The organism is Plantactinospora sp. WMMC1484, assembly GCF_049315195.1.
Classification (GTDB): Bacteria; Actinomycetota; Actinomycetes; order Mycobacteriales; family Micromonosporaceae; genus Plantactinospora.
In genome coordinates, this window is record NZ_CP186055.1 from 3,848,968 (window position 1) to 3,862,590 (window position 13,623).

The 13,623-nt window shown below is 72.4% G+C and carries 11 protein-coding genes; 5 read left to right on the top strand and 6 right to left on the bottom strand.

The genetic code is table 11. From position 1 onward, the window contains the following. Positions 1-16: 16 nt before the first annotated feature. A complete protein-coding gene (locus tag ACN28C_RS16920; RefSeq protein ID WP_422774394.1) occupies positions 17-847 on the top strand; it encodes a trans-aconitate 2-methyltransferase in 831 nt (276 codons plus the stop codon). Positions 848-857: 10 nt separating this feature from the next. Further along, positions 858-1,883 (top strand): adenosine deaminase, encoded by a 1,026-nt coding sequence (locus ACN28C_RS16925; protein ID WP_422774395.1) that lies wholly within the window; start codon positions 858-860, stop codon positions 1,881-1,883. Between the two features lie 475 nt (positions 1,884-2,358). Here ACN28C_RS16925 and ACN28C_RS16930 read toward each other — a convergent pair whose 3' ends face one another. From ACN28C_RS16930 to ACN28C_RS16945, 4 genes are all read right to left on the bottom strand, one after another. After that, on the bottom strand, positions 2,359-3,753 hold the full coding sequence (locus ACN28C_RS16930) for an ATP-binding protein (RefSeq protein WP_422774709.1): 1,395 nt from the start codon (positions 3,751-3,753) through the stop codon (positions 2,359-2,361). A 29-nt stretch (positions 3,754-3,782) separates the two neighbouring features. Next, entirely contained in the window at positions 3,783-4,472 is a 690-nt protein-coding gene (locus ACN28C_RS16935; RefSeq protein ID WP_422774396.1) for a response regulator transcription factor, read from the bottom strand. Positions 4,473-4,650: 178 nt separating this feature from the next. Continuing rightward, on the bottom strand, positions 4,651-6,909 hold the full coding sequence (locus tag ACN28C_RS16940; RefSeq protein ID WP_422774397.1) for a glycoside hydrolase family 3 N-terminal domain-containing protein: 2,259 nt from the start codon (positions 6,907-6,909) through the stop codon (positions 4,651-4,653). A 179-nt stretch (positions 6,910-7,088) separates the two neighbouring features. After that, positions 7,089-8,243 (bottom strand): class I SAM-dependent methyltransferase, encoded by a 1,155-nt coding sequence (locus ACN28C_RS16945; RefSeq protein WP_422774398.1) that lies wholly within the window; start codon positions 8,241-8,243, stop codon positions 7,089-7,091. A gap of 119 nt (positions 8,244-8,362) precedes the next feature. On the opposite strand from ACN28C_RS16945, the gene thrS reads away from it, so the two are divergent. Next, on the top strand, positions 8,363-10,411 hold the full coding sequence (gene thrS, locus ACN28C_RS16950) for a threonine--tRNA ligase (protein WP_422774399.1): 2,049 nt from the start codon (positions 8,363-8,365) through the stop codon (positions 10,409-10,411). Positions 10,412-10,454: 43 nt separating this feature from the next. Beyond that, positions 10,455-10,976: an HIT family protein gene (locus ACN28C_RS16955; RefSeq protein ID WP_422774710.1), complete on the top strand. Its 522-nt coding sequence runs from the start codon at positions 10,455-10,457 to the stop codon at positions 10,974-10,976. 127 nt (positions 10,977-11,103) lie between these two features. Here the strand turns inward: ACN28C_RS16955 and ACN28C_RS16960 are convergent, their stop codons facing one another. Together ACN28C_RS16960 and ACN28C_RS16965 are read right to left on the bottom strand one after the other, a co-directional pair. Beyond that, entirely contained in the window at positions 11,104-11,961 is an 858-nt protein-coding gene (locus ACN28C_RS16960; RefSeq protein ID WP_422774400.1) for a bifunctional DNA primase/polymerase, read from the bottom strand. A 31-nt stretch (positions 11,962-11,992) separates the two neighbouring features. Then, positions 11,993-12,517 carry a hypothetical protein gene (locus ACN28C_RS16965; RefSeq protein WP_422774401.1) on the bottom strand — a complete coding sequence of 175 codons (525 nt, stop codon included), beginning with the start codon at positions 12,515-12,517 and terminating at the stop codon, positions 11,993-11,995. 88 nt (positions 12,518-12,605) lie between these two features. On the opposite strand from ACN28C_RS16965, the gene ACN28C_RS16970 reads away from it, so the two are divergent. Beyond that, positions 12,606-13,595 carry an aldo/keto reductase gene (locus tag ACN28C_RS16970; protein ID WP_422774402.1) on the top strand — a complete coding sequence of 330 codons (990 nt, stop codon included), beginning with the start codon at positions 12,606-12,608 and terminating at the stop codon, positions 13,593-13,595. Positions 13,596-13,623: the final 28 nt, after the last annotated feature.

Consider the following 13,623-nt stretch of genomic DNA (forward strand, 5'->3'; position numbering starts at 1 on the left):
ACGGTTTGGAGGAGTCGTGTGGGATCCCGCCAGCTATCTCCGGTACGGCGACGAGCGCTCCCGGCCCTTCTTCGACCTGGTCGCCCGGATCGGCGCCGACCGCCCCCGGGTGGTGGTCGACCTCGGCTGCGGTCCCGGCAATCTGACCCGCAGCCTGAGCGCGCGCTGGCCTGGCGCCCGGATCGTCGGGCTGGACTCCTCCATCGAGATGATCGAGGCCGCCACGGCATCGGCGGGTTCCGGGGTGTCGACCGGTTCCGGGCGGATGCCGGCGGGCGCCGGGGTCGAGTTCGCGGTGGCCGACGCCCGTTCCTGGTCGCCCGGGCCCGAGGTCGACGTGGTGCTCTCCAACGCGATGTTGCAGTGGGTGCCCGAGCACGAGGCGCTGCTGCTGCGCTGGGCCCGGGAGCTGTCGGCCGGCTCGTGGCTGGCCGTCCAGGTGCCGGGCAACTCCGACGCCGCCTCGCACCGGGAGCTGCGGGCACTGGTGGCGCAGCCGCGCTGGCGGGACCGGGTCGGGCAGCTGTCCCGGGACTTGACGGTCTCCGACGCCACCGGTTACGCCACCCTGCTGACCGGCGCGAACTGCGCGGTCGACGCCTGGGAAACTAGCTACGTGCACCTGCTCCCGGCCTCCGAGACCGCCGACCATCCCGTGCTGACCTGGATGGAGGGGACGGCGCTGCGCCCGGTCCGGGCCGCGCTGGGCGGCGCGGGTACGGCCTGGGACGAGTTCCGGTCCGCGCTCGGTGAACGGCTGGTGGCGGCGTACCCGGTCCGGCACGGGCTGGTGCAGTTTCCGTTCCGCCGCATCTTCGTCGTCGCCCGCACGGGCGCCCGTCACTAGGGGAGTATCCGTGATCGACCTCTCGGCCTTCATCGCCGGTCTGCCCAAGGTGGAGCTGCACGTGCACCACGTCGGCTCCGCGCTGCCGCGCATCGTGGCGGAGCTGGCCGCCCGGCACGAGGGCCGGACCCGGGTGCCGGCCGATCCGGAGGCCCTGGCCAGCTACTTCGAGTTCCGGGACTTCGCGCACTTCGTCGAGATCTACCTCAGCGTGGTCGACCTGATCCGGGACGAGACCGACGTCCGGCTGCTCACCTTCGAGGTGGCCCGGGAGCTGGCCCGCCAGCAGGTCCGGTACGCGGAACTGACCGTCACCCCGTACTCGCACGTGCACCGGGGCATCCCCGCACCGGCGTTCTGCGAGGCGATCGAGGACGCCCGTCGGGGCGCCGAGGCCGAACTCGGCATCTCGCTGCGCTGGTGCTTCGACATTCCCGGCGAGGCCGGGTTGCCGGCGGCCGAACAGACCCTGCGGATCGCCCTCGCCGAGCGGCCGGACGGTCTGATCAGCTTCGGTCTCGGCGGCCCGGAGATGGGGGTGCCCCGGCCGCAGTTCAAGCCCTACTTCGACCAGGCCCGGGCGGCGGGACTGCGCTCGGTGCCGCACGCCGGTGAGACCACCGGCCCGGGGACCATCTGGGACGCCCTGCACGAGCTCGGCGCCGAGCGGATCGGGCACGGCATCTCGGCGGCCCAGGATCCGGCCCTGCTGGAACACCTGGCGCAGCGGCAGATCCCGATGGAGGTCTGCCCCACCTCCAACGTCCGGACCAGGGCGGTCGGCGCGATCGAGGAGCACCCGCTGCCCCGACTGGTCGAGGCCGGCCTGCTGGTGACGATCAACTCCGACGACCCGCCGATGTTCGGCACCACCCTCAACGACGAGTACGCGGTCGCCGCCCGGCTGCTCGACCTCGATGCTGCCGGGCTGGCCGGACTGGCCCGCAACGCGGTCACCGCCTCGTTCCTGGCACCGTCGGACCGGGACAAGCTGATCGCGGAGATCGACGCCTACCTGGCCGCCTACGGGTCGTGAGCCGGCCCGCGTCGTCCGGGGGCCCGTGTCCCGGGAGTGGCGGATTGGGAGCGGCGGGTCGGGCGCGGCCGGATTATGAGGCTGGCCCGGCGCGGGGTGCTGCGGGCGGCCGCGCCGGGCCAGCGATCATGGGGCGAGGTCGGCCGGTACGCGTGCCGCACCGGCCGTCCCTGCGCCGCTTTTCGGCGCGCGGCGGAAGACCAGTGTGGGGGACCGTGTCCCCGCCGCGCGCCAGGCTCCTCCGGACCGGGTCGGACAACATCTGTGGATAGTGATCCGGGGGAGCAGGATGGGATCGCGTTCGATGTTGCCAGCCGATCCGGGCGGTGTGACCGGCGTTAATCCAGACCTAAGGAAGATCTGCGCCGAACCAGAAACTCCTTCCGGAGCCGGCCGCCGCCGCTCCGGCTCCCCATCCGATCCCTGCGCTCAGTCGCCGTCCGGCCCTGCGCTCAGTCGCCGTCCGGCCCTGCGCTCAGTCGCCGTCCGGGCGTTGCCGTGACCAGCGGCGGCGGGTGCCCGTCTCCTTCTCCCGAGCCAGCCGGCCGACCAATCCGAAACGACTGACCTGCCGGGGCGCGGCGTCCGGGTCGGCCAGCAGCATGACCACGCTCGCGCCGCCGAGCCGGGCCCGGTCGATGCTGACCGAGCCGTTGGCCTGTTGGGCCACCCGGCGGGCAATGTCCAGGCCCAGCCCGGTGGAGCCGCGGTCGCTGGCCCCCCGGCGCAGCGCCCGGTCCGGATCCGCGATGCCGGGACCGGCGTCGTCCACCCGGACCGCGATGTAGCCGTCCCGCCGGGAGACCGCGACCTCGAAGGCGGTGCCCTGCGGGGTGTACCGGAAGACGTTTCCCAGCACCGCGTCGAGCGCGGCGGCCAGCTCGGCCCGGGGCACCGGCACCGGGATCCGGGTGTGCGCCCCGATGACCCGGTGCGACCGGTTCTGGTCACCGGCGAGCGCCGCCCAGAAGACCATCCGGTCCCGGACCACCTCGCTGACGTCACAGCTCCCCGGGGCGGCCTCCTGGGCGACCGTCTTCCGGGTCGTGTTGATCAAGACGTCGATCTCGCCTTCCAGCGTCACGATCGCCTGCCGGATCCGCCGGATCGTCCGGCGGCGGTCGAGTTCGGCCGCGCTGAACGAACCGACGCTGGTGTCGTCGGAGTCGAGCGCGTCGGCGTCCAGCCGCAGCACGGTCAGCGGTGTACGCAGCCGGTGCGACAGGTCGGCGACGAGTTCCCGCTCGTCGGTGCGGGAGGTGACCAGCCGGTCCGCCATCCGGTTGAAGGCGTACCCGGCCTCGGCCAGCTCGCGTGGCCCGCTGGGCTGGATCCGCACGTCCAGGTCGCCGTCGCCGACCGCGAGCGCCGCCTGCACCAGGCCGCGCGCGGACGCGACGGCCCTGGCAGCCAGCCGGTCCACCACGATCACCGAGGCGATCACCAGACCGGCGGCGACCAGGATCAGCATCAGCCAGGTCCCGCCGGTGCCGGCCTCCAGCGCCGCCTGGGGAACGAAGACCTCGACCACCAGGACGCGGCCCGCGACCGTGACCGGTTCCAGCCGGACCACCCCGCCGGAGACGTCGGCGACGACCGGCACGTTGGTCCGGATCGCCCGGTCGACGTCGCCGGTGGCGGCCCGGGGCTCGGCGCCGAGGTCCATGCCGTGCACCACCGGCGGTGCGGCGGCGTTGCCGGCGGCCGACTCGACGACGCGGCGCAGCGCCGACGGGTCGGCGCCGACCGCCAGGGCGCCGCTGACCACCGCACTGCGCCGGGCCGCCTCGGCGAGCGCGTCCTCGCGGGCGTCCCGTTGCAGCGCCGTACCGAGCGGGATCAGGAAGGCGAGCGCGACGATGCTGGTCATGCCGGCCCCGAGGTAGGCCAGCGCCAACCTCAGTCCGGTACCACCAACCGGAACCCGACCCCCCGCACGGTGCGCAGGTAGCGGGGCTTCGCCGCGGACTCGCCCATTTTGCGGCGGAGCCAATACAGATGTACGTCGATGGTCTGATCCTCGCCGACCGATGGCTGCCGCCATACCTCCTCCAAGAGTTCCCGGCGGGACACTACCCGGCCGGGCCGCGCCGCGAGATAGGCCAGCAGGTCGAACTCCTTGCGGGTCAGCGCCAGGGGCACCCCGTCGAGGTGTGCGCTCCGCTCGCCGACGTCGATCCGCAGCCCGCCGACGGAGTGTACGGCCGGCTCGACGCTCCGGCTCGCCCGGCCGGCTCGGCGCAGCACCGTGGTGATCCGGGCGTCCAGGTGGGCACCGGTGAACGGCTTGACCATGTAGTCGTCGGCACCGGCCCGGAGCAGCCGGACGATCGCCTGCTCGTCGTCGCGGGCGGTGGCGATGATGATCGGCACGTCGGTGATGCCGCGCAGCATCCGCAGCGCGTCGGCGCCGTCCAGGTCGGGCAGCCCGAGGTCGAGCACGACCAGGTCGGGGGTTTCGGCGGCGACCCGGCGGAGGGCATCGAGGGCCGTGCCGACCGCGTGCACCGCGTGCCCGCGGTCGGCCAGGGAGCGCAGCATCGCGCCGCGCACGACATGGTCGTCTTCGACCAGGAGCACCGTGGCCACCTGATGACCGTACTGCCCGTGGCAAGTCGGGTGAATCGACGCCCGGTACGTCCTCCGCCCGGAGCAGACACTCCAGGGACAGATCCGGACGCACCGGGCGCCGATCGGCGCACCAACCGTCCTCAGGCGCCTCCGGTGCGGAGCTCGTCCTCAGGCACCTCCGGTGCAGGGCTCGTCCTCAGGCATCTCCTGTGCAGGGTTGGCCGTTCAGGGTGAACCCGGTCGGCGCCGGGTTGCTTCCGCTGTGGCTGCCGGTGAAGCCGATCCCGACGGAGGCGCCGGGCGCCAGGTTGGCGTTCCAGCTCTCGTTGGTCGCGGTGACGGCGGTGCCGGACTGGGTCCACCGGGCCGACCAGCCCTGCGCGACCCGCTGCCCGCTGGACGGGAAGGTGAAGCCGAGCGTCCAGCCGGCAACCGCCGACGTGCCGGTGTTCCGGATCGTGATGTTCGCGGAGAACCCGCCGCTCCACTCGGTGACCGCATAGCCCACCTGGCAGGCGGCGGCCGCCGGCGTCGACGGTGGGGTCGTGGGCGGGGCCGTCGGTGGCGTGGTGGGCGGGGGAGGGGTGGCCGGCGGCGAGCCGGCGTAGCCGAGCCCGAAGCCGTACGGGAAGAGCGGCGCCTTGCCGTCGCCGTCGTTGACCGGCTGCTGGCTCGCGCTGCTCATCCAGCTCACCGGCAGCCGACCGGTGGGCGGGCGTACCCCGAAGAGCACGTCCGCCACCCCGCCGCCCTCGGTGCCGGGCAGCCAGGCGGCGAGCAGGGCACGCCAGTCCGGCAACTGTGCGGTGATCTCCAACGGCCGTCCGGAGACCAGCACCACGACCACCGGCACCCCGGAGGCGCGCAGCCGGTCCAGCGTGGCCAGGTCCGTCGGGTCCAGGCCCATCCCGCTCGGCCGGTCGCCGCGCCCCTCGGCGTACGGGGTCTCGCCGATCACCGCGATCGCGGCCCGGTAGGAGCCGTCGATGCCGCTGCCGTTGGCGCTGTAGGTGACGGTGCTGGAGGAGGCGACCGCGTTCCGGATCCCCTGCAGGATCGTGGTGCCGGGGGTGATCGCCCCGCTGCCGCCCTGCCAGGAGATGGTCCAGCCGCCGCTGGCGTACCCGATGTTGTCGGCGCTCCTGCCGGCCACGAAGATCCGGTTGTTCGCCGTGGCCAGCGGCAGGATGTTGCCGTCGTTCTTCAGCAGCACCTGGGACTGCGAGACCGCCTGCCGGGCCAACGCCCGATGCGCCGCGCTGCCCACGGTAGAGGTGTACGACCGGTCGGCCAGCGGCCGCTCGAAGAGGCCCAGCTCGAACTTTTTCGTCAGGATCCGCCGGTTGGCGTCGTCGATCCGGGCCTGGCTCACCCGGCCGGCCTGCACCTCGGCTCGCAGGTGACCGATGAACTGCCGCCAGCCGGTCGGCGCCATCACCATGTCGATGCCGGCGTTGACCGCCTGGCGTACCTCGGCCGCGGTGAACCCGGCGGCGCCGTCGAGCTGGTCGATGCCGTTCCAGTCCGAGACCACGAAGCCGTCGAAGCCGAGTTCGCTCTTGAGCACTCCGTTGATCAGGTAGTCGTGGCCGTGCAGCTTCTGCCCGTTCCAACTGCTGTACGAGATCATCACCGAGCCGACGTTCCGGCGTACCGCCTCGGCGAAGGGCGGCAGGTGTACGGCCCGCAGCTCCGCCTCGGAGAGCCGGGTGTCGCCCTGGTCGGTGCCGTTCGTGGTGCCGCCGTCGCCGAGGTAGTGCTTGGCGGTGGCGAGCACCGACGCCGGCCCGCCCAGCGACTCGCCCTGGAAGCCGTCGATAACGGTGGTCATCGAGCTGACCAGCGCCGGGACCTCGCCGAACGACTCGTAGGTCCGCCCCCACCGGTCGTTGCGGGCCACGCAGAGACAGGGGGCGAAGGTCCAGTCGACCCCGGTACCGGCGACCTCCTCGGCGGTGGCCCGGCCGATCCGCCGGACCAGTTCCGGGTCACGGGTCGCGCCGAGCCCGATGTTGTGCGGGAAGATCGTCGCGCCGACCACGTTGTTGTGCCCGTGTACCGCGTCCGAGCCGTAGATCATCGGGATGCCCAGCGGGGTGGCGAGGGCGGCGTTCTGGAAGCGGTCGTACATGTCGGCCCAGCTCGTGGCGTTGTTCGGGGTCGGCGCCGAGCCGCCGCCGGAGAGCACCGAGCCGAGCCGGTAGCTGGTGATCTCGGCCGGGGTGACCGAGGCGCGCTCGGCCTGGGTCATCTGGCCGATCTTCTCGTCCAGGCTCATCCGGCCGAGCAGGTCGTCGACCCGGGTGGCGACCGGCAGCGACGGGTCCTGGTAGGGCAGCGCGGCGGCGCCCGCGGCCGCGGCCGCGTTCACCACTGGCGGCGCGGGAATGCCGGCACCGAGCAGCGTCAGCAGCGCGACGGCGGCGAGCAGTGCGGCGGAAGATCGGGTACGCACGGCAGCAGTATCCTTCCGGCGGCAGGCCCACACGTCCCGGCGCCGCTCCCCGGCCGTACGGTACCCGCAGCCAATCGACAACTATCGCTACCGGCTCGCGCCCGACCGTAACCGGGAGCGCTCCCAGGCGCAAGGAGGGGGCCCTTCTACAACAGAAAACGATAAGCGGGGGCCCTTCCTTACCGGGCCGGCGGCAGTTGCAGGACCCAGCGGTAGGCCTGGACCATGCCGGTGTCGAAGCCGGCCGCCGAGCCCCAGAGGAAGAGCCGGAACCGGCGGTAGAGCGGCTCGCCCCACTGCTTGACGATCTCGTCCCGGGCCGCGTCCAGGCGGCGGGCCCACTCCCGGCAGGTCAGGTAGTAGTTGTGGCGGTCGTCGACCAGGTTGAGCAGCTCGAACGGCGAGTTTGCCACGTGCCGCAAGTACTGGTGCAGCAGCAGCGGGGCCGAGGCGCCGGGATAGACGTACCGCTTCATGAAGGTGGAGACGATGTGCTTGCGCCGCATCGCCAGCGCGTCCAGGTAGACCCGGCCGCCCGGCCGGAGCAGCTCGGCGTACTTGCGCAGCGTGGTGCGGTAGTCGGGGAGGTGCTCGGTGACCCCCATGTTGACGATCGCGTCGTAGCGCTCGCCGGGGGAGTAGCCGAAGATGTGCTCCCGGACCACCCGCACCGGCAGCCGCTCGCGGTCGAACAGGTCGGTGAGGAAGCGCTCCGACTCCACCGACAGCGTGGTGGTGGTGACCCTGACGCCCTTCCGGGCGGCGTACTCGGCGAACGCGCCCCAGCCGCCGCCGACCTCCAGCACGTGGTCGCCGGGGGAGACCCCGATTGCCTCCAGCGCCAGGTCCATCTTGCGGGTCATCGCGTCTTCCAGCGGCTCGTCGTCCGAGGCGAAGACCCCCTCGGTGTAGCAGCGGTGCCGGTGGTCGAGGAAGGTCAGGAAGAAGTCGGAGTCCTCGTCGTAGTGGTGCGAGATGGCGCGCCGGTCGTCCTCCCGCCGGCCGCGCAGCAGCGCCGGCACGAAGCGACCGAGGAAGGCGATCGGATGCCGGTCGGTGAAGAACGACCGCATCCGCAGCGCCGCCGCCAGGTCGCCCTCCACGTCCAGCGAGCCCTGCAGGTACGCCACCGCGACCGCGAACTGGTCCAGGTCGGCCAGCGCCTTGGCGCCGCGCTCGTCCTTGACCACGATGGTGAACTGCGGCTCGCCGGTGCCGAAGGTGCGCGCCGGGCCGCCGTCGGGCGGAGCCACCGCAAACGGTGTGCCCGGCCCGGTGCCGAAGAAGGTCTGGTATCTGCGCTGCAACGCGCTCACCGCGTCCACGACTGCCACGGCGTCAATCTAACGCCGAGGTAGCGGCGCCGGCAGGGGGAAAACGCAGGACCGATAGCATCTGAGCGAGCCGATGCCGTCGGTGCCGTCCGATTCGTCCAAGATCGTAAGGAGCCATCGTGTCCCAAGCCCGTACCCCCGCCGTGGTCGACCCCGTCGTCGTCGCGGCCGGGACGACGGCGGCCGAGGCGGTCGCCGCGGCGGGTCTGCCGCACGCCGGTCCCGGCGCGATCGTGGTGGTCCGCGATCCGGCCGGGCAGCTCCGCGACCTCGACTGGGCGCCCGAGGTGGAGACCGTGGTCGAGCCGGTCCGGCTGGACTCGCCGGACGGGCTGAACGTGCTGCGGCACTCCACCGCGCACGTACTGGCCCAGGCCGTCCAGGACACCTTCCCGGAGGCGAAGCTCGGGATCGGTCCACCGATCGACAACGGCTTCTACTACGACTTCGACGTCGACCGCCCGTTCCAGCCGGAGGACCTCGACCGGTTGGAGAAGCGGATGCAGGAGATCGTCAAGTCGGGGCAGCGGTTCCGGCGGCGCCGCTTCGACAGCCTGGACGCGGCCCGCACCGAGCTGGCCGACGAGCCCTACAAGCTCGAATTGATCGAGGTCAAGGGGGCCGGGAACGAGGGCGGCGGCGCCGGCTTGGACACGGGCGAGGTGATGGAGGTCGGTGCCGGCGACCTCACCATCTACGACAACCTGGACGCCGAGAGCGGCAAGGTCTGCTGGTCCGACCTGTGCCGGGGGCCGCACCTGCCGAGCACCCGGTTGATCGGCGCGTTCAAGCTGATGCGCTCCGCCGCCGCGTACTGGCGGGGCAACGAGCGCAACCCGCAGCTCCAGCGGGTCTACGGCACCGCCTGGCCGACCCGGGACGCGCTGAAGGCGTACCTGAAGGTGCTGGAGGAGGCGGCCCGGCGCGACCACCGCAAGCTCGGCGCGGAGCTGGACCTCTTCAGCTTCCCCGACGAGATCGGCTCCGGCCTGGCGGTCTTCCACCCCAGGGGCGGGATCATCCGGCGCGAGCTGGAGGACTACTCCCGCCGCCGGCACGAGGCGGCCGGCTACGAGTTCGTCAACTCGCCACACATCACCAAGGCCCAGCTCTTCGAGACCTCCGGCCACCTGCCGTACTACGCCGACACGATGTTTCCGCCGATGCGGCTGGAGGGCGCGGAATATTACCTCAAGGCGATGAACTGCCCGATGCACAACCTGATCTTCTCCGCGCGCGGGCGGTCCTACCGGGAGCTGCCGCTGCGGCTCTTCGAGTTCGGCACCGTCTACCGCTACGAGAAGTCCGGCGTCGTGCACGGCCTGACCCGGGTACGCGGGTTGACCCAGGACGACTCGCACATCTACTGCACCCGGGAGCAGATGCCGGGCGAGCTGACCACGCTGCTCGCCTTCGTCCTCGACCTGCTCCGCGACTACGGCCTCGACGACTTCTATCTGGAGCTGTCGACCCGGGACGACTCGCCGAAGTTCATCGGCTCGGCCGAGGACTGGGCCGAGGCGACCGAGGCGCTGCGTACCGCCGCCGAGGCGTCCGGACTCGACCTGGTGCCGGACCCGGGCGGTGCGGCCTTCTACGGCCCGAAGATCAGCGTGCAGGCCAAGGACGCCATCGGGCGTACCTGGCAGATGTCCACCATCCAGGTCGACTTCAACCAGCCCGAGCGGTTCGGCCTGGAATACCAGGCGGCGGACGGCACCCGGCAGCGCCCGGTCATGATCCACCGGGCGCTCTTCGGCTCCATCGAGCGCTTCTTCGGGGTACTGACCGAGCACTACGCCGGGGCGTTCCCGGCCTGGCTCGCCCCGGTGCAGGTGGTCGGGATCCCGATCCGGGAGGAGCACGCCACGCACCTGCACGGCTTCGTCGCCGCGCTGCGTGCCGAGGGAATCCGCGCCGAGGTGGACGCCTCGGACGACCGGATGCAGAAGAAGATCCGCACCGCCCAGCAGCAGAAGATCCCGTTCATGGCGATCGCCGGTGACGCGGACGTCGACGCCGGAGCGGTCTCCTTCCGCTACCGGGACGGGTCGCAGCGCAACGGCGTACCGCTGGCCGAGGCGGTGGCGCACGTGGTGGAGGTGGTCCGGGCCCGGGTCAACACCGGGCCGACCGCCGAACCGACCGGTGGGGAGGCCGGGTCGTAGGATCGTCGGCGTGACAGGCGCGGCGTCCCACGCGGAACTCGGCATGCCGGACGGGCTCGACCGGCTCTGGACCCCGCACCGGATGACCTACATCTCCGGTCCGGACCGGCCGGGCGAGGGCCACGAGAAGCCGCCCGGCTGCCCGTTCTGCCTGGCTCCGGAACGTGAGGGCGAGGAGAACCTCGTGGTGCACCGGGGCGAGCGGGTCTTCGTGGTGCTCAACCTCTATCCGTACAATCCCGGGCACCTGCTGGTCTGCCCCTACCGGCACGTGGCCGACTACACCGAGCTGGACGCCGGGGAGACGGTGGAGCTGGCCGACTGCACGCAGGCGGCGATGCGGGTGGTGCGGCGGGTCAGCAGCGCGCACGGCTTCAACATCGGGATGAACCAGGGCGGGGTGGCCGGTGCCGGCATCGCTGCCCACCTGCACCAGCACGTGGTGCCGAGGTGGGGCGGGGACGCCAACTTCATGCCGGTGATCGCGCGTACCAAGGTGCTGCCGCAGTTGCTCGCCGAGACCCGTACCCTGCTCGCCACCGCCTGGTCGGGCACGGGCGGCTGACCGGGCGGGCCGGCGAGCCGGGCGCCCGCAGAGTGGTCGGCCGGCGCACTGTGGAGCTGGGTGCATAAACCGGGCAGGTCGTCTGGCGAACAGACGCCCGCCGGCCGGCCGGCGGGCGGGCGCGGAGCTAGGCGGCGAGACCGAGCCGGGGATGCCGGCGGCCGGTACGCAGCCCGGAGCGGATCGTCCGGGTGATCTCGTACCGGCCGAGTCCGCTGCGCCGGGCGGCGTCGGCGAGTACGGCGGTGATGTCGCGGTCGTCGAGCAGGTCCAGCGCGGCGAGCTGCCCGAGGTGATAGGCAGCCCGGTACAGGGTGCTGTTGCGGGTGCCGACGAGCGCGGCGGCGACGGCGTCGGCCTCGGCGGCGAGCGCGGCGGAGGCGTACCGGTCGGGATGCCGGACCCGCTCGGCGCTGCCCGGCGCGGACCGGTGGGGTGGCAAGAGCAGCACGGTCAGTTCCGGCGGGCAGTCGGCGAGCGGCACGTCCGGCGGCCGGATCCAGCGGTAGTCCCGGCCGCTGGCGTGCCGGGACGGCGGGGCGACGACGTAGCCGCCGGCTCCGCGCCAGTCGACGCCGGGCAGCAGGCCGGTCCGGTTGCCGGCGCCGGTCGGGCGCAGGTAGAGGTGCCAGCCGCCGGAGCCGGTCCGGACCACAGGTCCGGTGAACCGCCGCGCCCCGACCAGGGCGCGCAGCGCGGCAACCCCGTCCGGTGGGTCGACGTCACAGACGTCGAAGCGGTCACCGGTGCGCAGGCCCAGGTTCGCCTGCGGCCACCGGGTCCACCACCGCCGGATCACCTCCGGCCGAGTGCTGGCGTCGTGCAGACCGTGCCGGAGCAGGCCGCGGTGCCAGCGTGGGTGTTTGCCGGGGCGGTCGCAGCCGGCCCGGCCGCAGCTGCAGCCGGTCGCGGTCGGGGAGTGCAGCGGCAGCACGGGCACGCCGGAAGCGGCGTGCTCCAGGGCGGCGCGCAGTAGCGGTGTCATCCCGACCTCCTCGCCGGTCGGATACCCACCATCAGGATATTCGAACACCTGTCTGATCGGTACCGCCGATCGCCGCCACCAGTTCCGGCCAGGACTCGACCCGGCGTACCGCCGCCAGGTGGGCCCGGTGGGTGTGTACCTCGTGCTCGCTGGGGCGGAACAGGTAGCGGTGCGGCACCGTCTCCAGATAGGAGAGCACCTCCAGCCGGTCGTCGACGAAGTGCGTCAGGCCCAACGCGGCGGCGATCGGCGCCTTACCCTGCCGGGTACGGCAGAAGTGCACGTTCCCCGCCCGCACCCCGGTACGGACGTAGAAGTCGTGGTGCTCCAGCCACAGCCGGGTACGGCGCTCGACCTGCTCACCGCACTTCGACACCAGGTACACGTGCTCGCCGAACACTCCCGCCACCAGGGCGGTCACCGCCTCGAACGCCCCCGGCACCGGCGGCGTACGCCGGAAGTCCGCCAGCAGCGCGGTGTCCTCGCCGCCCTCCGGCCCCGGCGGCCGCTCCATTCGCTGAACGAGGACCCCACCGATGTCTATTCCGATCTTCATATACCGATGATCGGCAACCGTCCTGGATGGAGTCCACCGGATTGTCGTCGGTGCCACCCGCCCGCCGCGATGTGGAACGCTTGCCGACATGGATACGACGACACGTGTGTTGGGGCGCAGCGGCATCGAGGTCAGCGCGCTGGGCCTCGGTTGCTGGGCGATCGGGGGTCCGTGGCACGCGGGCAGCCAGCCGCTGGGCTGGGGCGAGGTGGACGACGAGGAGTCGATCCGGGCGATCCGGCGCGGCCTCGATCTCGGCGTCACGTTCTTCGACACCGCCGACGTGTACGGCACCGGGCACAGCGAGCGGGTCCTCGCCCGCGCGCTCGCCGGACACCGCGACGAGGTGGTGATCGCGACCAAGTGGGGCAACACCTACGACGAGGCGACCCGGCAGATGACCGGCACGGACGGCTCGACCGGCTACCTGCGCCGGGCGGTGACCGCGTCGCTGCGCCGGCTGGAGACCGACCGGATCGACCTCTACCAGCTCCACCTCGGCGATTTACCCCTCGACCGGGCGGCGGAGCTGCTCGGCACCCTGGAGGAGTTGGTCGCCGAGGGCCACATCCGGGCGTACGGCTGGAGCACCGACCTCCCGGACCGCGCGGAGGCCTGGGGTGCCGGCGGAGCGCACTGCACCGCGATCCAGCACTCCTTCTCGGTGCTGCAGGACTCCGCCGAGGTGCTCGCCGTCTGCGAACGCCACGACCTGGCCAGCATCAACCGGGGGCCGCTGGCGATGGGGCTGCTCTCCGGCAAGTTCACCGAGACGTCCACGCTGGACGCGAACGACGTCCGGGGGATCGCCCCGGCCTGGCTGGACTGGTTCCGGAACGGCCGGCCGACACCGGAGTTCCTCGCCCGGGTCGCCGCCGTCCGCGAGGTGCTCACCGCTGACGGCCGTACCCTCGCGCAGGGCGCGCTGGGCTGGCTCTGGGCGCGCAGCGGCCGGACGGTGCCGATCCCCGGCTTCCGCACGGTCGCCCAGGTCGAGGAGAACGTCGGCGCGCTCGCGCACGGGCCGCTCCGCGCAGACCAGGTCGCCGAGGTGCACCGCCTGCTCGCCAGCGTGTAAGGAAGGGCCCCCGCTTATCGTTTTCTGT

Coding starts and splice junctions, on each gene's coding strand:
- ACN28C_RS16930 (WP_422774709.1), bottom strand. CDS start 3,753: ATGACCAGCATCGTCGCGCTCGCCTTCCTGATCCCGCTCGGTACGGCG.
- ACN28C_RS16955 (WP_422774710.1), top strand. CDS start 10,455: ATGCCGGACGGGCTCGACCGGCTCTGGACCCCGCACCGGATGACCTAC.
- ACN28C_RS16960 (WP_422774400.1), bottom strand. CDS start 11,961: ATGACACCGCTACTGCGCGCCGCCCTGGAGCACGCCGCTTCCGGCGTG.
- ACN28C_RS16965 (WP_422774401.1), bottom strand. CDS start 12,517: ATGAAGATCGGAATAGACATCGGTGGGGTCCTCGTTCAGCGAATGGAG.
- ACN28C_RS16970 (WP_422774402.1), top strand. CDS start 12,606: ATGGATACGACGACACGTGTGTTGGGGCGCAGCGGCATCGAGGTCAGC.